This window comes from Achromobacter sp., assembly GCF_057314935.1.
On record NZ_DBHKZA010000015.1, the window covers coordinates 2,615 to 24,231 of the forward strand.

Annotated in this window: 22 protein-coding genes; 9 read left to right on the top strand and 13 right to left on the bottom strand. The window is 66.1% G+C overall.

Annotated elements, in window-relative coordinates; genetic code table 11:
- Positions 1-46 precede the first annotated feature (46 nt).
- Positions 47-1,156 carry an LPS export ABC transporter permease LptF gene (gene lptF, locus ACO6D5_RS07680; protein WP_485825054.1) on the bottom strand — a complete coding sequence of 370 codons (1,110 nt, stop codon included), beginning with the start codon at positions 1,154-1,156 and terminating at the stop codon, positions 47-49.
- A 57-nt stretch (positions 1,157-1,213) separates the two neighbouring features.
- On the opposite strand from lptF, the gene ACO6D5_RS07685 reads away from it, so the two are divergent.
- From ACO6D5_RS07685 to ACO6D5_RS07725, 9 genes are all read left to right on the top strand, one after another.
- A complete protein-coding gene (locus tag ACO6D5_RS07685) occupies positions 1,214-2,725 on the top strand; it encodes a leucyl aminopeptidase (protein WP_315845227.1) in 1,512 nt (503 codons plus the stop codon).
- Positions 2,726-2,747: 22 nt separating this feature from the next.
- Positions 2,748-3,218, top strand: a complete 471-nt coding sequence (locus ACO6D5_RS07690) for a DNA polymerase III subunit chi (protein ID WP_315845226.1) — start codon at positions 2,748-2,750, stop codon at positions 3,216-3,218.
- A gap of 59 nt (positions 3,219-3,277) precedes the next feature.
- Entirely contained in the window at positions 3,278-3,664 is a 387-nt protein-coding gene (locus ACO6D5_RS07695; RefSeq protein WP_315845225.1) for a hypothetical protein, read from the top strand.
- Between the two features lie 132 nt (positions 3,665-3,796).
- Positions 3,797-4,507, top strand: a complete 711-nt coding sequence (locus tag ACO6D5_RS07700; protein ID WP_006223844.1) for a Bax inhibitor-1/YccA family protein — start codon at positions 3,797-3,799, stop codon at positions 4,505-4,507.
- A 70-nt stretch (positions 4,508-4,577) separates the two neighbouring features.
- Complete coding sequence (locus ACO6D5_RS07705) at positions 4,578-5,495, top strand: aldo/keto reductase (protein WP_485825055.1); 918 nt, start codon at positions 4,578-4,580, stop codon at positions 5,493-5,495.
- A 4-nt stretch (positions 5,496-5,499) separates the two neighbouring features.
- The gene (locus ACO6D5_RS07710; RefSeq protein WP_485825056.1) at positions 5,500-6,429 is read left to right on the top strand and encodes an MFS transporter; all 930 of its coding nucleotides are present in this window, start codon (positions 5,500-5,502) and stop codon (positions 6,427-6,429) included.
- 452 nt (positions 6,430-6,881) lie between these two features.
- On the top strand, positions 6,882-7,838 hold the full coding sequence (locus ACO6D5_RS07715; RefSeq protein ID WP_315845222.1) for a tripartite tricarboxylate transporter substrate-binding protein: 957 nt from the start codon (positions 6,882-6,884) through the stop codon (positions 7,836-7,838).
- A 31-nt stretch (positions 7,839-7,869) separates the two neighbouring features.
- The gene (locus ACO6D5_RS07720; protein WP_485825057.1) at positions 7,870-8,850 is read left to right on the top strand and encodes a M14 family metallopeptidase; all 981 of its coding nucleotides are present in this window, start codon (positions 7,870-7,872) and stop codon (positions 8,848-8,850) included.
- Positions 8,851-8,853: 3 nt separating this feature from the next.
- Positions 8,854-9,954, top strand: a complete 1,101-nt coding sequence (locus ACO6D5_RS07725) for a pyridoxal-phosphate dependent enzyme (protein WP_485825058.1) — start codon at positions 8,854-8,856, stop codon at positions 9,952-9,954.
- A gap of 20 nt (positions 9,955-9,974) precedes the next feature.
- On the opposite strand, the gene ACO6D5_RS07730 is transcribed toward ACO6D5_RS07725, so the two are convergent.
- From ACO6D5_RS07730 to fabF, 12 genes are all read right to left on the bottom strand, one after another.
- On the bottom strand, positions 9,975-10,883 hold the full coding sequence (locus tag ACO6D5_RS07730; RefSeq protein ID WP_485825059.1) for a LysR substrate-binding domain-containing protein: 909 nt from the start codon (positions 10,881-10,883) through the stop codon (positions 9,975-9,977).
- An 18-nt stretch (positions 10,884-10,901) separates the two neighbouring features.
- Positions 10,902-11,489, bottom strand: a complete 588-nt coding sequence (gene recO / locus ACO6D5_RS07735; RefSeq protein ID WP_310032924.1) for a DNA repair protein RecO — start codon at positions 11,487-11,489, stop codon at positions 10,902-10,904.
- Positions 11,482-12,372 (bottom strand): GTPase Era, encoded by an 891-nt coding sequence (gene era, locus ACO6D5_RS07740; protein WP_169271911.1) that lies wholly within the window; start codon positions 12,370-12,372, stop codon positions 11,482-11,484. The genes recO and era overlap by 8 nt, the downstream gene beginning before the upstream one ends.
- Complete coding sequence (gene rnc, locus ACO6D5_RS07745) at positions 12,369-13,130, bottom strand: ribonuclease III (RefSeq protein WP_035212790.1); 762 nt, start codon at positions 13,128-13,130, stop codon at positions 12,369-12,371. The genes era and rnc overlap by 4 nt, the downstream gene beginning before the upstream one ends.
- A gap of 2 nt (positions 13,131-13,132) precedes the next feature.
- On the bottom strand, positions 13,133-14,017 hold the full coding sequence (lepB, locus tag ACO6D5_RS07750) for a signal peptidase I (protein ID WP_315845218.1): 885 nt from the start codon (positions 14,015-14,017) through the stop codon (positions 13,133-13,135).
- Between the two features lie 23 nt (positions 14,018-14,040).
- Positions 14,041-15,834, bottom strand: a complete 1,794-nt coding sequence (gene lepA, locus ACO6D5_RS07755) for a translation elongation factor 4 (RefSeq protein ID WP_006223833.1) — start codon at positions 15,832-15,834, stop codon at positions 14,041-14,043.
- A 241-nt stretch (positions 15,835-16,075) separates the two neighbouring features.
- Positions 16,076-17,494, bottom strand: a complete 1,419-nt coding sequence (locus ACO6D5_RS07760) for a DegQ family serine endoprotease (protein ID WP_485825083.1) — start codon at positions 17,492-17,494, stop codon at positions 16,076-16,078.
- A 107-nt stretch (positions 17,495-17,601) separates the two neighbouring features.
- Entirely contained in the window at positions 17,602-18,681 is a 1,080-nt protein-coding gene (locus ACO6D5_RS07765) for a MucB/RseB C-terminal domain-containing protein (RefSeq protein ID WP_315845215.1), read from the bottom strand.
- Complete coding sequence (locus ACO6D5_RS07770; protein ID WP_280025587.1) at positions 18,681-19,187, bottom strand: sigma-E factor negative regulatory protein; 507 nt, start codon at positions 19,185-19,187, stop codon at positions 18,681-18,683. Before ACO6D5_RS07770 ends, ACO6D5_RS07765 begins: the two co-directional genes overlap by 1 nt.
- Positions 19,188-19,199: 12 nt before the next feature.
- Positions 19,200-19,799 carry an RNA polymerase sigma factor RpoE gene (gene rpoE, locus ACO6D5_RS07775; RefSeq protein WP_006223829.1) on the bottom strand — a complete coding sequence of 200 codons (600 nt, stop codon included), beginning with the start codon at positions 19,797-19,799 and terminating at the stop codon, positions 19,200-19,202.
- Positions 19,796-20,290 (bottom strand): hypothetical protein, encoded by a 495-nt coding sequence (locus tag ACO6D5_RS07780; protein ID WP_485825060.1) that lies wholly within the window; start codon positions 20,288-20,290, stop codon positions 19,796-19,798. Before ACO6D5_RS07780 ends, rpoE begins: the two co-directional genes overlap by 4 nt.
- 1 nt (position 20,291) lies before the next feature.
- Complete coding sequence (gene fabF, locus ACO6D5_RS07785) at positions 20,292-21,521, bottom strand: beta-ketoacyl-ACP synthase II (RefSeq protein WP_006223827.1); 1,230 nt, start codon at positions 21,519-21,521, stop codon at positions 20,292-20,294.
- Positions 21,522-21,617 lie beyond the last annotated feature (96 nt).

Genomic DNA, 21,617 nt, shown 5'->3' on the forward strand with positions numbered 1-21,617 from the left:
GCCGGGCGGGCGCGGGGCGCGCCGGGCCGGCGCGGCCCCGTCCCCGCTACGCCGGCGCGCTGTTCTTGGGCGCCTTCACCCGCAGGCGCCGCATGAGCAGGAACACGGTCAGCAAGGCCACCACCCCGTGGATTGCCCACACCCCGACGCCGAAGCTGAGCTTGCCGTTGGAGATCCAGGCGCGCGAGAGGTTGATCAAGTTCATATAGAGCAACCCGACCAGGCCCGCGATCAGCAGGTCGCCTGAACGGCCCAGGCGCGGGTTCACCGCCCCCAGCGGAATGGCCAGCAGCGCCAGGTTCAGCGCCGCCAGCGGCAGCGACACCCGCCACATCACCTGCGACCAGCTGCTGTCGGTGTTGTCCGCCATCAGTTGCATCGTGGTGCGGGCCTTGGCCGAACGCTCGGCGGCGGCCCGGGCTTCGCCGATGGGATCGCCCCCGGCCTTGCTTTCCAGACGCAGGCCGTACTTGTCGAAGTGAACCAGCCGGATTTCGGGCGTGCCCGGTTTCAGGTCGTAGCGATGGCCTTCGCCCAGCACCAGGAAGCGGTCGCCGTTGGGCAGCGTCTCGCTGTGCGCGCTGCTTGCGGTCAGCACGCTCAGCCACTCCGGCCCGATTTCGCGCGCGAACACGTTGCCCAGTTCGTCGGACGGCGTGGCGGGGTCTTCCGAGAAGAACACGCGGTTGCCGCCGGAAGATTCCGCGAACTGCCCCGCGGTGACCTTGGACAGGTCGGAGCGTTGCTCGAAGCGTTCATGGTATTCGCCGATCTGGCGGTATGCCCAGGGCGCGGCCACCAGCGTCAGCCCGGCCACCGCCAGGGCGACGGGAATGGCCACGCGCAGCACGGGCTTCAACCAGTCGGCCAGCGACAGGCCGCTGGCGAACCACACCACCATTTCGGATTCGCGGTAGTTGCGCGTGACCGTCGTCAACACCGCGATGAACACCGAGACGGCAAGAATGGTCGGCAAGGCGGTGATGGTCGACAGCGCTGCCAGCACCAGGACGACGTCGGCTCCGATGTTGCCGCCCGCGGCTTCACCGAGCAGGCGCACGAGAAGCACGCTGAGCCACACGACGAGCAACGTGGAAAAGACAACGCCAGCGTGACTGGTGATCTCGCTGACGACAGAGCGTTTAAATAGAGACATGGGAGAATATGCGGGATAATCGACCGCATCATACACAGACGCACACGGGAAACCCTCATGGAATTTAGCACACAGACCACTGCTTCCCTGCACCAAGTCAAAACCGCCGCCCTGGCTGTCGGCGTATACGCGGATGGCGTGTTGAGCCCCGCCGCCGACATCATCGACCGTGCCTCCAACGGCGCCGTGCGCGCGGTGGTCAAGGCCGAGTTCCGCGGCCGCGCCGGTTCCACCCTGACCTTGCGCGCGCTGCCCGGCGTGACCGCGCAACGCGTGGTGCTGGTGGGCCTGGGCAAGCAGGACGAATACTCGGCACGCGCCCACGCGTCGGCCGAACAGGCATTCGCCTCGGTCTGCGTCGCTGCCCAACTGACTGAAGGCGTGTCCACGCTGGTGGCCAACCCCGTCACGGACGTGGCCGTCATCGCCCGCGCCCGCAGCGCCGCCATCGCGGCCGGCAACGCTACCTATCACTACGACGCCAGCTTCGGCAAACCCGACCGCGACGCCCGCCCCAAACTGAAGAAAATCGTCCAGATCGTCGAGCGCGCCGACGCCGCCCAGGCCCAGAAGGGCCTGCGCGAAGGCGGCGCCATCGCCAACGGCATGGACCTGACCCGCACGCTCGGCAACCTGCCCGGCAATATCTGCACCCCCACCTACCTGGGCGACACGGCCAAGCGCCTGGCCCGCGAATTCAAGTCGCTGAAGGTGGAAGTACTGGACAAGAAGCAGGTCGAAGCGCTGGGCATGGGCTCGTTCCTGTCGGTGGCCCGGGGCTCGGCCGAAGCGCTGCGCTTCATCGTGCTGCGCCACGCCGGCGCCAAGGCCGCCGCCAAGAAGGGCGCAAAGGCTGCCCAGGGCCCGATCGTGCTGGTCGGCAAGGGCATCACGTTCGACGCGGGCGGCATCTCGCTCAAGCCCGCCGCCACCATGGACGAAATGAAGTACGACATGTGCGGCGCCGCCAGCGTGCTGGGTTCGTTCCGCGCCCTGGCCGAACTGGAACTGCCGCTGGATGTCGTCGGCCTGATCCCGGCTTGCGAGAACCTGCCCAGCGGCACGGCCAACAAACCGGGCGACGTCGTCACCAGCATGGCCGGCCTGACCATCGAGATCCTGAACACCGACGCCGAGGGCCGTCTGGTCCTGTGCGACGCCCTGACCTACGCCGAACGCTTCAAGCCTTCCGCCGTCATCGACATCGCCACGCTGACCGGCGCTTGCGTCGTGGCGCTGGGCAACGTCAACAGCGGCCTGTTCTCGAAGGACGACGCCCTGGCTGACGCCCTGGCCGCCGCCGGCCGCCAGTCGCTGGACACCGCCTGGCGCATGCCGATGGACGATGCCTATCAGGAACAGCTGAAGTCCAACTTCGCCGACCTGGCCAACATCGGCGGCCCTCCGGCGGGCGCCGTCACCGCGGCCTGCTTCCTGTCGCGCTTCGCCAAGGCCTACCGCTGGGCCCACCTGGACATCGCCGGCACCGCGTGGCGCGGCGGCAAGGACAAGGGCGCCACCGGCCGCCCCGTGCCCCTGCTGATGCAATACCTGCTGGACCAGGTTTGAAGCGCTTGCAACGGAACCGGGCATGACGCGGATCGACTTCGCCTTCGGCGCGCCCGACCGCCTGCGCATGGCCTGCCAGGTCGTGCGCAAGCGCTTCCTGGCAGGCCAACGGCTGGTGGTGTACTGTAGAGACGGTTCCCGCCTGGCTGCCTTCGACCGCATGCTGTGGGCGTTCGACGACACGTCGTTCGTGCCGCACGTGCTGGCCAATGACCCGCTGGCGCCTGAGACGCCGGTGGTGCTGACGGCGGGTGATCCGCAGCAAGCCGCGCAGGCTGCCCGGCCGGCGGATGGCGGCGATCAGCCCTTGCCCTGGTTGCTGAATCTGGACAACGAGTGCCCGCCGGGCTTCGACGCCTTTGAACGTCTGCTCGAAATCGTGTCGGATGACCCTGACGACAAGCAGGCGGCGCGCCAACGCTGGCGCGTCTACCTGAACGCCGGCCACACGCCGCAAAGCCACGACCTCAGCCGCCAGCCGTCCGGCGACTGACCGCCCTGCCCGCCCCGGCGGGCCCTGCCGCCCCGCCCATCGATATTCGGAAAGCCCCCATGCCTACTCGCCCCAACGATCCCGGCATCCCCACCCTGACCCAGCGGGCCGAGCCAACGCTCTACGCCCCGCCGGCCGACGAGGCGGACGCGCCCTTGCTGACGGAATTGGCCGATGACGCCGAGCCCCCCTTCGACGACGATGCGTTTCCCCTGTTGACCGAGGTCGCCCACGAGCAGGAGGCGGAAGCCGACGCGCAAGCGCAAGCCGAGGCGGCCGTCGCCGCCCTGCCCGATCCCACGGTCCTGACCGCCCGCCTGCAGGCCGAAGTCGAGCAGCTGATGCGCCAGGCCCTGGCCGAAGCCATCGAACGGATTCAAAGCCGCATGGATGCCGAATTACCGGGTATCGTTGCCCGTGTGCTGAAAGATGTCCGGCCGGGTTGAACCGGCCGGCGGCGGGTGTCCGGCGACCAGTCTAAATCTTCCAAAAACTGGATTCTTCAGGGAACTGTAAGGTATCCTTCCCATCTAAGCCTTCTAGGCAATCACTATTTTTGCCGTACACAGGAGTTCTCCATGAACGAATATCGTCCGTCCCCTTTTAACCGTTCCGGTGCAGTTGCCGGCGCGCCGGGCGAGGTCGCTCGCAACCAGGTCCTGCGCAATACCTACTGGCTCCTGGCGCTGTCGCTGATCCCCACGGTCCTGGGCGCCGCCGTCGGCCTCTACACCGGCATCAACCGCGTCATGGGCGCAAGCCCCGGCCTGTCCGCCATCGTTTTCCTGGTGGGCGCATTCGGCCTGATGTTCGCCATCGAGAAGAACAAGAACAACTCGATGGGCGTGGTGCTGCTGCTGGCCTTCACGTTCTTCATGGGCGTCATGCTGTCGCGCCTGCTCGGCTTCGTGATGGGCTTCAGCAACGGCTCGCAACTGGTCATGACGGCCTTCGGCGGCACGGCGATCGTGTTCGGCACGATGGCAACGCTGGCCACGACCATCAAGCGCGATTTGTCCGGCATGCAGAAGTTCCTGTTCATCGGCGCCGTGGTCATCCTGATCGCCGCCCTGGCCAACATCTTCCTGCAGTTGCCCGCGCTGATGCTGACCATCTCGGTCATGGCCATCCTGGTCTTCTCGGCCTTCATGCTGGTTGACCTGCAACGCGTGGTCAACGGCGGCGAAACCAACTACGTGTCCGCCACGCTGGCCATCTACCTGGACGTCTACAACGTCTTCTCGAACCTGCTGATGCTGCTGGGCATCTTCGGCGGCAACCGCGAGTAAGCACCGGTCGAAAGACCCCTGCAAAAGGCCTACATTCGCGTGTAGGCCTTTTTTCTTTGGAGCGTTCCCCATGCCCGACCGCCGCCGCTTCCTCCAGACCACCGCCTGCGCCGCGCTGCTGGGAACCGCCGGCGCCGCGCGCGCTCTCAGCGTCAAGCCCGCCATGCTGAGCCGAAGCATTCCGACGTCGAAAGAACAGATTCCCGTCATCGGACTGGGCACGGCCGACACCTTCAACGCGCCACCCGACGACGCCGCGGCCATGGCGCCCTTGGCCCAGGTGCTGGACATCTTCACCCGGGAAGGCGGATATCTGATCGACACCGCGCCCAGCTACGGCCAGGCCGAAGCAGTCGTGGGGGCGCTGCTGGCCCGCCAGGGCCCCACGGGCGACGGGTACTTCCTGGCGACCAAGATCGGCGCCCATGGCCGCGAATCCGCCATGGACCAGATCCGGCAATCGCAGAAGCGCCTGGGCCGCGACAAGCTCGACCTGATCCAGATCCACAACCTGATCGACACCCGCAACCAGCTGGCGCTGCTGCGCGAACTGAAGCAGCAAGGCGTGACCCGCTACATCGGCATCACGCACTACACCGACTCGGCGCACGACGAACTGACCGACCTGGTCGAACGCGAGAAGCCCGACTTCCTCCAGGTCAATCTGTCGGTCGGCGCCCGCAATGCCGAAAAGCGGCTGCTGCCCGCTTGCCAGGCAAACGGCGTCGCGGTGCTGATCAACCGCCCGTTCCAGGACGGGGCCCTGTTCCGCCAGGTCAAGGGCCGTGCCCTGCCCGGTCTGGCGGCCGAGATCGGGTGCACCTCCTGGGCGCAACTCTTCCTGAAATTCATCATCGGCCATCCGGCCGTGACTGCCGTCATCCCCGCCACATCCAAACCCGCCAACATGGCCGACAACGTGCTGGCCGGCTTCGGGCGTCAACCGGACGCCGCCCTGCGCGAACGCATCGCCGCCTTGCTGGCATAACGCCATGGCCGCCGCCGCCCCCTCCTCCCTGCGCGCACGCGCAGCGCGGGCGCTGGGCATCCACGACGAGGAAATCGCGCCCGCCGCCTGCGGGTTCGCCTTTTTCTTCTTCCTGTTCTGCGGCTATTTCATGCTGCGGCCGATCCGCGAAACCCTGGGCATCCAGGCGGGCGTGAACCAGCTGCAGTGGTTGTTCACCGCCACCTTCGTCGCCACGCTGGCCGTGGTGCCGCTGTTCGGCTGGCTCTCGGCACGCGTGCCGCGCGCCACCTTGCTGACCTGGGTCTACAGCCTCTTCGCCCTGACCATGGCAGGTTTCGCCGCCCTGCTTCATTTGCGGCCTGACAGCATCTGGGCGGCGCGCGCGTTCTACGTGTGGCTGTCCGTCTTCAATCTGTTCGTGGTGTCCATCGCCTGGAGCCTGATGGCCGACGTGTTCCGCATGGAATCGGCCAAGCGCCTGTTCGCGCTGATCGCGGCCGGCGCCAGCGCGGGCGGGCTTTCCGGTCCGCTGCTGGGCGCATTGCTGGCGGGCACCCTGGGTCCGGCCGGGCTGCTCCTGTTGTCGGCGCTGCTGCTGACGGCCACGCTGCCGCTCAAGCAGTGGCTGTTGCGATGGCGCGCCGCCACGCGCACCGAAATCGGCGGGAGGACATGCGGCATCCCATCGAGGGCAGCATCCTGGCCGGCATCTCGCGCATTTTTCGCTCGCGCTACCTCTTGGGCATTTCCTTGCTGGTCGTGCTGCTGGCCACGCTCAATACGTTCTTGTACATGGAGCAGGCGCGACTGGTGGCCGACACGTTCACCGACACCGCCCAACGCATCCGCGTCTTCAGCGCGCTGGACTTCACCGTCCAGGCGCTGGCGCTGCTGTCGCAGCTCTTCATCACGGGCCGGGTCGCCGCCCGCCTGGGCCTGCGCTTCCTGTTGACCGCGGTGCCCCTGGCGGTGGGCCTGTCGTTCCTGGCTCTGGCCGCGTTTCCCGTCTTCGGCGTGCTGGCGGCTGCGATGATCCTGCGCCGCGCCGGTGAGTACGCGCTGATCCGGCCCGGGCGTGAAATGCTGTTCACGGCGGTTCCGCCCGAAGACAAGTACAAGACCAAGAGCGTCATCGACACCGTGGTCTACCGCGGCGGAGACGCCGCCAGCGGGTGGGTCAAGGCGGGCGTCGACATGCTGGGCTATGGCGCGGCGCTGATCGCGCTGCTGGGTGCGGCGGTTGCGTTGGGCGCGGCCGCCGTGGGCTACGGGCTGGGCAAGCGGGCCGATGCGCGCAAGCCGGATCACTCTTAGTTTTTTCCGAACATCCATCTTATCAAGGCAAACGGATTCTCCCGGCGGCGCCCCCACAATGGCGCAGCTCTCAACGCCTCGGGAATCGTCATGAAACGCACTGCCTGCCTTGCCGCCCTGTTGCTTTGCCTTGCCGCCGCTTCCGCGCAAGCCGACTATCCCGAGCGCGCGATCACGCTGATCGTGCCGGCCGCAGCAGGAGGCAACGCGGACATCACCGCGCGCCTGGTCGGCCAGGAAATGAGCCGCCAGCTTGGCCAGCCCGTGGTGGTGGAAAACCGCGTCGGCGCGGGCGGGCGCATCGGCACGCAGGCCGTGGTGCGCGCCCCGGCCGACGGCTACACCATTGGTTATGCCCACGTCGGCACGCTGGTGCTGCACCGGTTCCTGTTCAAGCAGCAGCTCTACAACCTGGACCGCGACGTGACGCCCATCGGCCTGGTGGCCGAAACGCCGAACGTCATCGTGGTGAATGCCGCCTCGCCCTATCGCGACCTGAAGAGCTTCATCGACGCCAGCCGCGCCCAGCCCGACCGCCTGACCATGACATCGGCGGATCCCGGCACGACCAGCGAAGTCGGCGTGAAGCTCTTCATTGCCCAGACCGGCGCCGCCGTCCGCCAGATTCCCTACAAGGCCACGGCCGCGCAGCTATCGGATCTGCTGGGCGGCCACGTCGACGCCATGATGGAAAACCTGCCGCCCCTGATCGGCAACCTGAAGGACGGACGCCTGCGCGCGCTCGCCGTCACGACCAAAACCCGTGCCGCGTCCAACCCCGACGTGCCCACCGTGGCCGAACAGGGCTATCCCGATTACGAGCAGTCCGCCTGGAGCGCGCTGATCGCACCCGCGGGCACGCCGCCCGCCGCCGTCGCCCGCCTGAATGCCGCGCTGAACCAGGCGCTGCGTTCTGAAAGCGTCGAGAAGGAATTGCGCAGCCGTTCCCAGGAACCCCTGGGCGGCACGCCCCAGGACGTACAGACCCAGATTCGCAAGGAACTGCCCAAATGGGAGAACATCATCAAGGCCGCCACCCTGGATTGACCCCGATGCATGCCGATACAGGAGCCGCCGCATGGTCAGCGTGAGCCGGGAGGATTTTTCCGTCGCCGCCGCCACCAACGAATCGGCGTATCGCCGCATCACGATCCCCGTGCTGCGGATCGAGGCAGGGCCAGGCCCTGCCGTTGCGCTGATCGCCGGCGTACATGGCGACGAATGGGAAGGCCAGGCGGCCATCCTGGACTTGTGGCACCACCTGCCGGCCATTCTGCAGCGCGGCACGGTCTACCTGCTGCCCGCGGTCAACGCCGAGGCCTCGCTAGCCGGCACCCGGCTGTCGCCCGCCGACGGCGGCAACCTGAACCGCGCCTTTTTGGGTGCGCCGGCGCGCGGCTACACCGAAAGCGTGGCGGCCGCGCTTGAAGCTCGGCTACTGCCTCGCGTGCAGGCCATGGTGGACGTGCACAGCGGCGGCGCGTCGCTGCGCTACCTGCCGTCATCGGTCATCACGCGCTACGGCGACGACGCCTACGACGAACGGCTGCCCGCCCTGGCGCGCGCCTTCGGCCTGCCGCAATGCGTGTTCTTCCGCGGCAGCGAAGCGGGCTCGCTACCCGCCGCGGCCAGCCGCCACGGCGTCTTGCGCCTGAGTGCGGAGATCGGCGGCGGCAGGGAAACCAGCAGCGACCTGGCCGACCGATGCCGCGATGGCCTGCTGGGCTGCCTGGGCGAACTGGGCTTGCTGTCGGACCTGCCCCTGCCACGCCCTGCGAATATCCGGCTCTATGACCTGGACGCGCCCGCCGCCACGCTGCGCGCGGGAGAACCCGGTGTGTTCGTGCCCGGCGTCGAACTGGGGCAATCGGTCATGGCCGGCCAGCGTATCGGCCGCCTGATCGAACCGGCCCGCCCCGATACGCCCATGCGTGCCCTGCTCAGCCCTCAAGCGGGCACGATCGTCTGCCTGCGTGCCATCGCCCGCAGCGGCGACGGCGACTGCCTTCTGCAAGTCGCCCCCGCCCTCCCCCTGGACTCCCTTGCCTCGAAGTATTGACCCATGCTGATGAACCCGAGATTGTCCGCCCTGCGTTGCATCCGCTGCGCAAGCCTGTGGTCGCCCGACGACTATCCCGAAGGCTGCCCCAGTTGCCTGGCGGCGGGCCATCCCGCCACCCTGGAGTGTTGCTACGACCCCGCTGCCGAGGACGGCGCCATCTCCTTGCCCGTGCTGGCGCCCATCACGTTGGGGGAAGGCGCCACGCCCACCCTGGAAGCCATGGATCTGGCGCGAGCCGAAGGCATCGGCCAGCTCTGGCTCAAGTGCGAAAGCGCCAATCCCACGGGCAGCCACAAGGACCGCATGGCGGCCCAGCTGGTATCACGCGCCCGCCTGGCAGGCGCGACCCGCGTGGCGGCGGCTTCCAGCGGCAACGCCGGCGTCTCGCTGGCCGCCTATTGCGCGGCGGCCGGCTTGCAGGCGGATATCGCCATCACCCGCAACTGCCCGCCCCTGCAGCGCGAGGCCATGCTGCGTTTCGGCGCCAAGCTCAGCGCGTTCGAGGACAGCCTGGCCCGCTGGCCTTACGTGGCGGACCTGTGCCGCAACCAGGGGGCATTCGCCGGCACCAACTACCTGAATCCGCCAGTCGGCACGCACCCCTACGGCGTGGAAGGCTACAAGCCCATCGCCCAGGAAATACTGGACGCCTGCGGCGCGCCCACCGACATCATCGTGCCCACGGCGCGTGGCGACCTGCTGTGGGGAGTTTTCCTGGGTTGGCAGCACCTGCTGGAAAACGGACGCATCGCGCGCCTGCCCCGCCTGCACCCGGTGGAACCGTACGCACGCCTGTCGCGCGCCCGCGCCGCGGGCGATGCGCGCGGCCTGTGGGAAGGCATAACGGACCAGTATTCCATCGCAGGCGGCACCTGCACGCTGCAATCGCTGGAAGCCCTGTCCCGCTCGGGCGGCACGCCGGTGGAAGTCTCCGACGCCGCGGCAGCGCAGGCGCAGCAACGGCTTGAACGCCGGGGGCTCAGCACCGAACTGTCTTCGGCCGCCGCGCTGGCAGCCGTGTCCCGCCTCAGGCGTTCGGGCGTTCTTGATGCGGAATCGTCGGTGGTGCTGATGGTGACGTCCGACGGACGCCGCGGCTGAGTCCGGCCGGGCTTGGGCGCCTAGACCCCGAAGCGGTCCGCAAGCGGGGCCAGCGCGCCGCGCAGGCAGGTGGCCCAGAATTTGCCCGCCTCGGACAAGGGCCGGCTGCCGTGCAGGATCATGTGGCATTCGAAATGCACGGGGGCCGTCAACGGTCGGTAGCACAGGCCCGCGGCCTCCATGCCCACGGCCGTCGCGGGGTTCGCGATGCCGACGCCATGCCCCGCCAGCGCCAATTGGCAGACGGTGCTGGAATACGGGGTTTCTATCGCCACCCGCAAGCTCAGCCCTGCCTGGCGCAGCAAGGAATCCAGCCGCTTGCGCGAGCCGTCCTCGGCGTTCAGGGCAATCACATCCAGATCGGCCAGATGCGGAAAATCCACGCGTTCCAGCCGCGCCAGCCCATGCGCCGCCGGAAAAACCGTGACCGCCTGCAAGCTGGCCAGCCGGTGCCCGCGCAACCCTTCCAGTTCTGATTCGTCGGCCACCACGGCCAGGTCGAGCTCGCCCGACACCACCATGTCGCGCAAGGTATTGGAGTCGCGGATCTGCAGATACAGTGGCGTGTCGGGGTAGCGCGCGCGGAAACGCGAGATCGCGTCGCTGACGACCGCGCCGCTGTAGGCATGGATGCAACCGATGCGCAGCCTGGGCTGGGCCGCCCCGCGTATCGCGCGGATCTTGCGTCCCAGGCTTTCCAGGCCGACGTTCAAGCGGCGGATTTCCTCGTACAGCAGCGTGGCTTCCGGCGTGCGCTGCATGCGCTGGCGCACCCGCTCGAAGAGACGCAACTCGATGCTGGCTTCAAGCGCCGCCAAGGTGGCGCTGACCGTCGCGGGCGACACGTCCAGCCGCCGGGCAGCGGCAGTGACGCTTTCCGTCTCATAGACGGTACGGAAGGTTTCGACCTGTTTTAGCGTGAAGGTCATGGGCGGGGCGCCACGCGCTCAGATACGTTGCAGATCCATCAGCACGCGGCGGGTGGACAGCGGACGGCCAGCCAGGATCTCGGCCAGGCGCTCGCGCAAGTCGCGGCGCAGCGCGGGCTCGATCACGGGGTCTTCGAAGTCGGGCGCGTCTTCGTCCACGCCATAGCCGGTTTCGCGCAGCAGCGTCCATTCGAATCGGCGCAGCGCGCCTGCGGCGCGGGTTCCGTTGGACAGTTGCTGCAAGGCCATGTCATAGGCGTCGAACAACAGCGGATGGGCGTCCTCGCGCGGCAGCAGGCGCAGCAGCAGCTCGTTCATGTACCAGGCCGACATCAAGGCAGTGCCCGTCAGCGGACGGATGCCGGCGATTTCGGCGCGGGTCAGGGTCTTGACCTCGCCGTTGCCGGTCCAGGACAGCAGCAGAGGCTGGAAGGCCGACAACACGGGACGCAAAACGGAATACGGGCGCTTGGCGCCCTTGGCGACCATGGCCACACAGCCATGATCGCGGGAGAACGTCTGAACAATAAGGGAGGTCTCACGCCACGCGGTGGCGTGCAGCATAAACCCCGGGCGATCCTGGACGCGAGGCGCCCGTCTACTCATAGCCCAGATCGCGGAGCGCACTCTCGCGGTCGGACCAGCCCTTGCGCACCTTGATGTAGACCTCAAGGTGCACAGGCTTGTCCAGCAGCTTGGCGATGTCCTGCCGCGCCTCCGTGGCAATACGCTTCATGTGCATGCCGCCCGTGCCCAGCAAGATGGGCTTGTGGCTGTCGCGCTCGACCACGACGCAGGCGTTGATGCTGGCGCCCTTGCTGGTCTCTTCCCATTGCTCGATGACAACGGTACAGCCGTAGGGCAGTTCGTCTCCCACCAGGCGGAAGATCTTCTCGCGCACCAGTTCGGCGGCGATGAAGCGCATGGGGCGGTCAGTCAGGGTGTCTTCTTCGAACATCGCCTCGCCTTCCGGCAGGCGAGAAGCGATTTCCTGCAGCAGCTGGTCAAGCTGCTGGTTCTTGGTGGCGCTGACAGGCACCACGGCGCCGAACGGATGCAACGCCATGATCTTGGACACGAAGGCGAACAGGTCGTCGCGGTTCTTCAGCGCGTCGATCTTGGACACGACCAGGATGGTGCGCTCGGGGTTGGGCAGCAGCGGCAGCAGCTTGGCGTCGCCTTCAGACCATTTGCCCGCTTCCACCACGTGCACCACCACGTCGACGTCGGCCAGCGCCTGCGTCACGACGCGGTTCATCATGCGGTTCATCGCGCCGCCATGGCGCGTCTGGAATCCCGGGGTATCGACAAACACGAACTGCTCGTGCTCGCGCGTCAACACGCCATGGATGCGATGGCGCGTGGTCTGCGCCTTGCGCGACACGATGGAGATCTTGGAACCGATCAGGGCGTTCGTCAGCGTGGACTTGCCCACATTGGGGCGGCCAACGATGGCTACGAAGCCGGTACGAAAAGGGGTATCGCTCATTTAGTCTCTTGAGCCACTGCCACAGGCAGCGACAATTGCGCGGTTTTGCGCGCCTTGCCCGACTTGCGGGCAGCCTTGGTCGCCGGGCTGATGGCCAACGCGGCCTCCAACGCCAGCTTGGCCGCCGATTGCTCGGCGGCGCGGCGGCTGGCGCCGGGCGCCATAACCTTGATCTCGAGCGCCGGGATGGCGCACTCGACTTCGAACTGCTGGCTGTGCGCCGCGCCATGCGTGGCCACCACCGTGTACAACGGCAGCGCCAGCTTGCGGCCTTGCAGGAATTCCTGCAGCAAGGTCTTGGCGTCCTTGCCCAGCGTTTTGGGATCGACCGAGGCCAGCACCGGCTGGTACTGGCGCACGATCACGCGGCGCGCGGCGTCAAAGCCCGCATCCAGGAAGACGGCGCCGAACAGCGCCTCGACCGTATCAGCAAGAATGGACGGCCGGCGGAATCCGCCGCTCTTCAATTCACCTTCGCCCAGGCGCAGGTACTGCGACAGTTCCAGGCGCTGCGCGATATCCGCCAGCGAAGCTTGCTTGACCAGATTGGCCCGCAGCCGCGACAGATCGCCTTCGTCGATTTTGGAATACCGCTCGAACAGCATGGCCGCAACGACGAAGTTCAGCACGGAATCCCCAAGGAATTCCAATCGCTCGTTATGGCGCGCACCGTGACTGCGATGCGTCAGTGCCTGTTCAAGCAAGGCTGGATCACCGAAGTGGTGATCCAGGCGGTTTTCTAGCGTGGCTAGCGACATAATCAGTTGAACCGGCCAATGCGGCTGAGATCGCTGAAATTCATCCAGATGAAGAACGCGCGTCCGACGATATTGGATTCAGGTACGAAGCCCCAGTATCGGCTGTCAGCGCTGTTGTCCCGATTATCGCCCATGGCGAAATAACTGCCTTCAGGTACTTTGCAGCGTACCCCATTGCGGCTGTATTGGCAGTTTTCCCGGTTGGGAAATTGCCACATCGGCGAATAATCCTGCGGTTTGTTCTCATCCAGCAGGATTTTGTGCTCAACGTCGCCCAACTTCTCTTTATATTGCGCAATATACGAGACGCGATCCGGCTCAAAATAGTCGCCGTCGCGCACATGGGGCACCAATTCGCCGTTGACGTACAGTTTTTTATCCAGATAGGCGATCTCGTCGCCCGGCAGGCCGACCACGCGCTTGATGTAGTCCACGTCCGGATCCACGGGGTAGCGGAACACGAACACGTCGCCGCGCTGGGGCTTGCCGATGTCGACGACCTTCTTGTCGATCACGGGCAGGCGCAAGCCGTAGCTGAACTTGTTCACGAGGATCAGGTCGCCGGACTGCAGCGTCGGCAGCATCGAGCCCGACGGAATCCGGAACGGCTCCACCACGAACGAACGCAGCATGAAGACGAACAGGATGACGGGAAAGAAGCTGACGGCGTACTCGATCCACCACGGCACGCGCCGCGCGGCATCACCGGCTTCACGGCGCAGGCGTTCGGCTTCCTGAGCGTCTCCGACCAGGGCCGCGTCGTACTGCGCCATTGCCGCTTGCGCACGGGCTTCGCGACCACGTCGCAGCACCGCCAGATCAAGCACCCAGATAATGCCGGTCAAGACCAGCAGAACAAACAGGATCAGGGCAAAGTTCCAACTCATCAGCTAACCGCCTTCTTTTGGTTCTACTTGTCTTCCACTTGCAGGATGGCCAGGAACGCCTCCTGCGGAATTTCCACGCTACCCACCTGCTTCATGCGCTTCTTGCCGGCCTTCTGCTTTTCCAGCAGCTTCTTCTTGCGCGAGATGTCGCCGCCGTAGCACTTGGCCAGCACGTTCTTGCGCAATGCCTTCACGTTTTCACGCGCGATGATTTCCGCGCCGATGGCGGCCTGGATGACCACGTCGAACATCTGGCGCGGGATCAATCCGCGCATGCGGGTCACGACGTCGCGGGCGCGATGGCGCGCATTGCTGCGGTGGACAATCACGGCCAGCGCGTCCACGCGGTCGTTGTTGATCAGCAGGTCCACGCGCACCACGTCGGCCGAGCGGTACTCCAGGAACTCGTAGTCCATGGAGGCATAGCCGCGCGACACCGACTTCAGCTTGTCGAAGAAGTCCAGCACGATCTCGGCCAGCGGAATCTCGTACACCAGGTGGACCTGGCGGCCGTGATAGCTCATGTTGACCTGGGAACCCCGCTTGTTGTTGCACAGCGTCATGACGGGACCGACGTAGTCCTGCGGCATGAACAGCGTGACCTTCACGATGGGTTCGCGGATGTCCTGGATCTTGCCCACTTCGGGCATGCGCGACGGGCTTTCCACGGTGATCACGGAGCCATCGCGCTGCTCGACTTCGTACACCACCGACGGCGCGGTGGTGATGATGTCCATGTCGAATTCGCGCTCCAGGCGTTCCTGCACGATTTCCATGTGCAAGAGGCCCAGGAAGCCGCAGCGGAAGCCGAAGCCCAGCGCCTGCGAGACTTCCGGTTCGAACATCAGCGCCGCATCGTTCAGCTTCAACTTGTCGAGCGAATCGCGCAGCTGGTCGTATTCCGAGCTTTCCACCGGATACAGGCCGGCGAACACCTGCGGCTTGACTTCCTTGAAGCCGGGCAGCGCGCTGGCCGCGGGCTTGTTGGCCAGCGTGACGGTGTCGCCCACCTTGGCGTCTTCCAGCTGCTTGATGCCGGCGATGATGAAGCCCACCTCGCCCGCCGACAGATGCGGACGCTGCTGCGACTTCGGCGTGAACACGCCGGTCTGCTCGCACAGGTGGGTGGCGCCGGAGGCCATCAGCAGGATCTTGTCCTTGGGCTTGAGCACGCCATTGATGATGCGCACCAGCATGACCACGCCCACGTAGTTGTCGAACCACGAGTCAATGATCAGGGCTTGCAGCGGCGCGTCGGGATCGCCCTTGGGCGCCGGCACGCGGGCCACGATGGTTTCCAGGATCTCGTCGATGCCCATGCCCGTCTTGGCGCTGGCCAGCACGGCCTCCGAGGCGTCGATGCCGATCACGTCTTCGACTTCCTGGCGCGCGCCGTCCGGATCGGCCTGCGGCAAATCCATCTTGTTCAGCACCGGCACCACTTCCACGCCCAGCTCGATGGCGGTGTAGCAGTTGGCGACCGTCTGGGCTTCCACGCCCTGAGAGGCGTCCACCACCAGCAGCGCGCCTTCGCACGCCGACAGCGAGCGGCTGACTTCATACGAGAAGTCCACGTGCCCCGGGGTGTCGATCAGGTTCAGGTTGTAGGTCTTGCCGTCCTTCGCCTTGTAATGCAGGGCGGCGGTCTGGGCTTTGATGGTGATGCCGCGCTCGCGTTCGATTTCCATGGAATCGAGCACCTGCGCCGACATTTCGCGATCCGCCAATCCACCGCAGCGTTGGATCAGGCGATCGGCCAGGGTCGATTTGCCATGATCGATGTGGGCAATGATGGAGAAGTTGCGAATATGCTGCATGCTTGAAATTATAAGGGACGGAACACTCGGCACATGGCCGGAAGACACCGCCGCCGGAGTACGCACGGCTGACGTGAGGGGTGCTGCGGGCCGCCGGTAGGCTGGTCGGCCAATAACCCGGGCAAAAACGAGGGGGCGCCAGGCGCCCCCTCTTGCGGCAACCAGCCATTTTAGCTGGTCTTGGGGTTTTTTTTCTGCCACCGGGCTGCCCCGGGGACAAAAAGCACCCCCACTCAGGGCTTTACTTCGAGGCCGGAACCGCCACCCACTGCGTCTGATCGCCGCGGCGGACCAGCAAACCTGCGGCGCGGGCCTTGTCCAGCTTGCCCACCAGTTCGGCGAACTGCTTGGCGCCGGTGACGTCAGTGTCGTTCAAGGCCAACACAATATCGCCTTCCTGCAGGCCCGCTTTGGCAGCCGCGCCTTCGGCGACCTTCACCTGGACGCCGCCCTTGATGCGCAGCTTCTTCTGCACGTCGGCGGGCACGTCCACCACGCCCAGGCCCAGGGCATTGGTGACTTCCGGCGCCGGCGCAGGCTTCTTGCCCGCCGCCGCAGCCTTCTCGGTCGGGATTTCGCCCACCTTGACCGACAGCGTCAGGCTCTTGCCCTTGCGCCATACTTCCATGTCGGCGCGCGTGCCCGGCTTGGTTTCGCCCACGATGCGCGGCAGGTCAGACCAGCGCTTGATCGGCTCGTTGTTGAACTTCAGGATCACGTCGCCCGGCTGCACGCCGGCCTGTTCGGCAGGGCCTTCGGCTTCGACGCTGCTGACCAGCGCGCCTTCGGCCTTAGGCAGGCCGATGGCTTCGGCCACGTCCTTGCCCACTTCGCCGATCTGCACGCCGACACGGCCGCGAGTCACCTTGCCCGTGGCGCGCAACTGATCCACCACACGCATCGCTTCGTCGATCGGAATGGCCAGCGAAATACCCATGAAGCCGCCACTGCGCGAGATGATCTGGGAATTGATGCCCACGACTTCGCCGTCCAGGTTGATCAGCGGGCCGCCCGAGTTGCCGGGGTTAACAGCCACGTCGGTCTGGATGAACGGCAAGTATTCGCCGGTATCGCGGCCGATCGCGCTGACGATGCCCGAAGTCACGGTGGAGTCCAGGCCGAACGGCGAACCGATGGCCAGCACCCACTGCCCTTTCTTCAGCTTCTTGGGGTCGCCGATGACCAGCGGGATCATATCCTTGGCTTCGATCTTGATCAGCGCGACGTCCGTGCGCTCATCCGTGCCGATGACCTTGGCCTTGAACTCGCGGCCGTCGGTCAGCGTGACGTAGATGTCCGTCGCGTCGACCACCACGTGGTTGTTGGTCAGGATGTAGCCGTCATCCGAAATGAAGAAGCCCGAGCCCACGCCACGCGGAACCGTGCGCTCTTCAGGCTGCGAAGGCTGCGGGCGCTGGCGCGGCGTCGGGGACTGGCCGCCCGGGCCCGGAGGCTGGAAATCCGGGCCGAAGAACCAGCGGAACAATTCGTAGGGATCGCCGCTGCCGCCGCCAGGGCCGGGGCCGCGCACCGGCACGGTGGCCGTGGTGCGGATGTTCACGACCGCGGGGTCGGCCTTTTCAACAATGCCCGTGAAGTCGGGCAGCGCCACTGTGGGCGTCTGCGCCACCGAAGCGGGGACATACGCGGCGGACATCATCACGCTTGCCGCCACAACCGTCAGAAAGCGCCGGAAAAAAGCGTTCGACACCGTCATTGCTTTCATAAGTTACTCCGAAATTGCTGCTGGCCGCCCCGGGGCATGGATCACTTGGACCCGGCCGTCCCGGGTGCCGGCGCTGCTGCCGCAGGTGCGGCGGGCACATACTCTGTCGCTTCCGCCAATTGTTCCAGCGTCGCCACGGGCACTTCGCCCACGGCCGTCAGCCAGAAGTCCGCGATGCGCGTTCCGTAGACGGTAATCGACCCGCGCTGCGCGGCGCCATGCGGGGGATGATGCCCGCGCTGGCTGTCATAGGGCTCGATGAAGACCGAGATGGCCGCCAGGCCGTCGGACAATACCATCTGGCTGACCGTTGCGCCGCGCCCCATCGAGCGCGCCACCTGCATGATCACCTTGAAGCCCTTGGGCGCCGGGATGCGCCACCCCTGTGCCGACAGGTCGACCGGCGCCATCGTCGGCTCAAGCACCTTCCAGTCGCGCGTGCTCCAGCGCGAGGTCAGCAATTGGGGATCGACTTCGGACCCCAGCCGCAGCGACGTGAACGACACTTGCTCCACGACGCCGCGGGCAGCGTTCAGGGTCTGGGCCTTCAGCAGCAGATTGGTTTCCACGTCGGCGCACAGGCGGTAGCCGTAACGCAGCTTGTCCAGCGGTTCGATCGTGATCAGCCGGCATTCGCGGCCGGCCACCCGATGCAGCGCAGGTTCGGTGCTGATCTTGTAGTGCTCGGCCAGGTTCGCCGGATCGCCCAGCAGCAGGCCCGGGAAACGGTCGCCGCGGCGGCGTTCGACCAGCACGGTCTTGCGCTCGGGAATCAGGCACTGCACATCTTCGTTGTGCCGCAGGTATTCGCGCGGCTGGCCATCAAGGATTTCCAGCCGTTCGCGCTCGCCGGTGCCGTCCAGGACGTGCACCAGGCGCGAAGACTGGATCATCTCGCCCTGCTGATACATGAAGACGCCCGCGTAGTCCTGCTTGCGCGCGGCCTGCTGGATGCGCGACAGCAACTGGACCACGTCGTCCGTCGCCGGCGCGGGGTCTGCGGCGCGCGCGGGTTCGTGCGCAGCCAGGAAAGCGGTCAGAAGCGTGGCGGCGAACCAGCCAGCGCGATGCGCGTGCCAGGAGGCAGCGCGCGGCCAACGTGTCGGTAACACCAGTGCCATCAACGCCCCGCTCCGACGTCGAACGAGACTTGGCGCACCGCGCTGGGGCCGGCCATCTGGCGATGGGCCTCCAGGTAGTCGCGCAAGCCCGCATCATCGGCGGAGGCAGGCGTGCCGCTGGCGTCGGCCAGCACGCGGACTTCGGTTGCCGGCGTGCCCGTCAGGTAAGGCTGGGCCACCCAGGCGACGGTCGCCACGGCGGCGGCCACGGCCAGGCCGGACAGCCCGTAGCGCAACGGCGAACGGCGCCGGGGCGCCGCCACGATCGGCAGTTCGGCGTCCAGCGCCCGCGCCAGTCGCGACTGGAAGGCGGCGCTGGGCGTCAATGCCAGATCGGCATTACGGAGGGAATCACCGATCAAATGATAGGTGTCCCAGGTCTGACGTCCTTCCTTGGACAACAGACTGGGAAGAATATCGTCGGAATCTTCTCCGTCCATCCAGGCGGAAACCGATTCCTCCCAGGAGGATTCGGCGATTTCAACGGACTTGGCTGCGGTTTGCATGACTGCCACTCCTTACCAGCGACGCTCGGCATCGGTGCCAAGCAATGGACGCAATTTGGTCGCGATGGCCTCGCGCGCACGAAAAATGCGGGAGCGCACCGTACCGATCGGGCAATCCATGCTCTGGGCGATGTCTTCGTAACTCATACCTTCGATTTCACGCAGGACAATTGCGGTGCGCAACTCTTCGGGCAATTCCTCGATGGCCGCGTTCACCGTCTCGGCGATTTCGCGGCTGGCAACCATGGACTCCGGCGTGCTTATATCGGTTAGGTTGTCGGTTTCGTTAAAAGTTTCACCGTCTTCCGTTTCTATCGCATTCGGCGCGCTGGGACGCCGGCCCTGGGAGGCCAGCCAGTTGCGCGCCGTATTGATGGCGATACGATACAACCAGGTGTAGAACGCGCTCTCGCCCCGGAACTGGGGCAGGGCCCGATAGGCCTTGATGAAGGCTTCCTGCGCCACATCCTCGATTTCCGAGGGGTCGCGGATCATCCGGGCCAGCAGGCGGAGGATCTTGCGCTGATACTTCAGCACCAGCAGATCGAAGGCCTTCTTGTCGCCCCGTTGAACGCGCGCGACCAGCTCGGCGTCGACTTCGCGCTCGCTCATGACGCCTCCTGCGGGCGTGCCGCCTGCTGCGCGCGCCGCGCCGTGCCCGTCAGCAGGCACAGGCGCCGCCAGGACTCGGGTCGCAACGTCCGCTGCCAGACGGTGAGGGTGATTGTGCTATTGGTGAAGGCCGTACTCCCGGTGGGCAAAGGCTGCAAAGTGAGCGTCAGCCAGCGGGGACCGCGTTGCTGGCTCAGCAGCACCGCGTCTTGCCAGCCTTGCGGCAGGCATACCTGCCAGCGGCCAGCCCCGGTCGCCGCGCGTATTGCCGATACCGGGGACAGGCTGCTCCGTGCCGAGTGTAACAGCCCGGCCGGCACAAGCAGCAGCGCGATCACCGCGCCCGCCGCCCATGCCATGCCGCCCCAGGACGCCGCCGTCAGCGCGCACGCTGCGGCCACGGCGATTGCCAGGCCGCCAAGCGCACGGACGCCGGGCGGCTGCCCGGCAGGCACCTGAAACGACCAGCGCCCCGCGTCCGAGCCTTCCAAATCAGACCCGGCGAACGGCCATGGAGCCGTTGGTGCCGCCGAAGCCGAACGAATTGGACAGGCCCACTTCGATCTTCATCTGCCGCGCTTCGTTCGCGCAGTAATCCAGATCGCATTCCGGATCTTGATTGAAGATGTTGATCGTGGGAGGCGAAACCTGGTTGTACACGGCCAGGGTCGTGAACACGGCCTCGATGCCGCCGGCCGCGCCGAGCAAGTGCCCGGTCATGGACTTGGTCGAGTTGACCACCAGCTTCTTGGCGTGATCGCCGAACGCCAGCTTCAGCGCATCGGTTTCGTTCTTGTCGCCCAGGGGCGTGGACGTGCCATGGGCGTTGACATACTGGATGTCATCCGCGTTCAGGCCGCCGTTGCGCAGCGCATTGAGCACGCCGCGGCGCGGGCCGTCCTTGTCGGGGGCCGTGATGTGGTGCGCGTCCGAGCTCATGCCGTAGCCTGCGAGCTCGCCATAGATGCGCGCGCCGCGCTTCTTGGCATGCTCGTATTCTTCCAGCACGAGAACGCCGGCGCCCTCGCCCAGCACGAAGCCGTCGCGGTCGCGGTCCCAGGGACGCGAAGCCGTCTGAGGATCATCGTTGCGGGTCGACAAGGCGCGCATGGCGGCAAAACCGCCGATGCCCAGCGGGGACACGGTCGATTCGGCGCCGCCGGCAACCATGACGTCCGCATCGCCGTATTCGATCAGGCGCGCGGCGTCGCCGATGCAATGCAGGCCGGTGGTGCAGGCCGAGACGACGGCGTAGCTGGGGCCCTTCATGCCGTAGGCAATGGACAAATGACCGGAGATCAGGTTGATCAGCGAACCCGGCACGAAGAACGGCGAGATCCGTCGCGGACCCTTGGCCAGATACTCGACCTGGGTTTCCTCGATGCGCGGCAAACCGCCGATACCGGAGCCCACGATCACGCCGATGCGCTCGGCATTGGCTTCGGTGACTTCCAGGCCACTGTCGCGCCATGCCTGCATCCCGGCAGCCAGGCCGTAATGGATAAACGTATCCATCTGGCGGGCTTCTTTGGACGAGACATAGGTGCTGATGTCGAAGTCTTTGACTTCGCCAGCAATGTGCGTGGTGATGGCCGAGGGATCGAAACGGGTGATGCGGCTGATGCCAGAACGTCCGTTGACGATATTGTCCCAAGCGGTGGTCAGGTCGTTTCCTACAGGGGAAACGATACCAAGGCCGGTGATGACGACACGTCGCTTCACGGATGACTCCTCAAACAGACAAAAGAAAGGCGGTTTTCGGGATGCGCTGCGCGTGTGGCCCACGCGAAAGCGGGTCGGGCATTACTACGCCCTTCC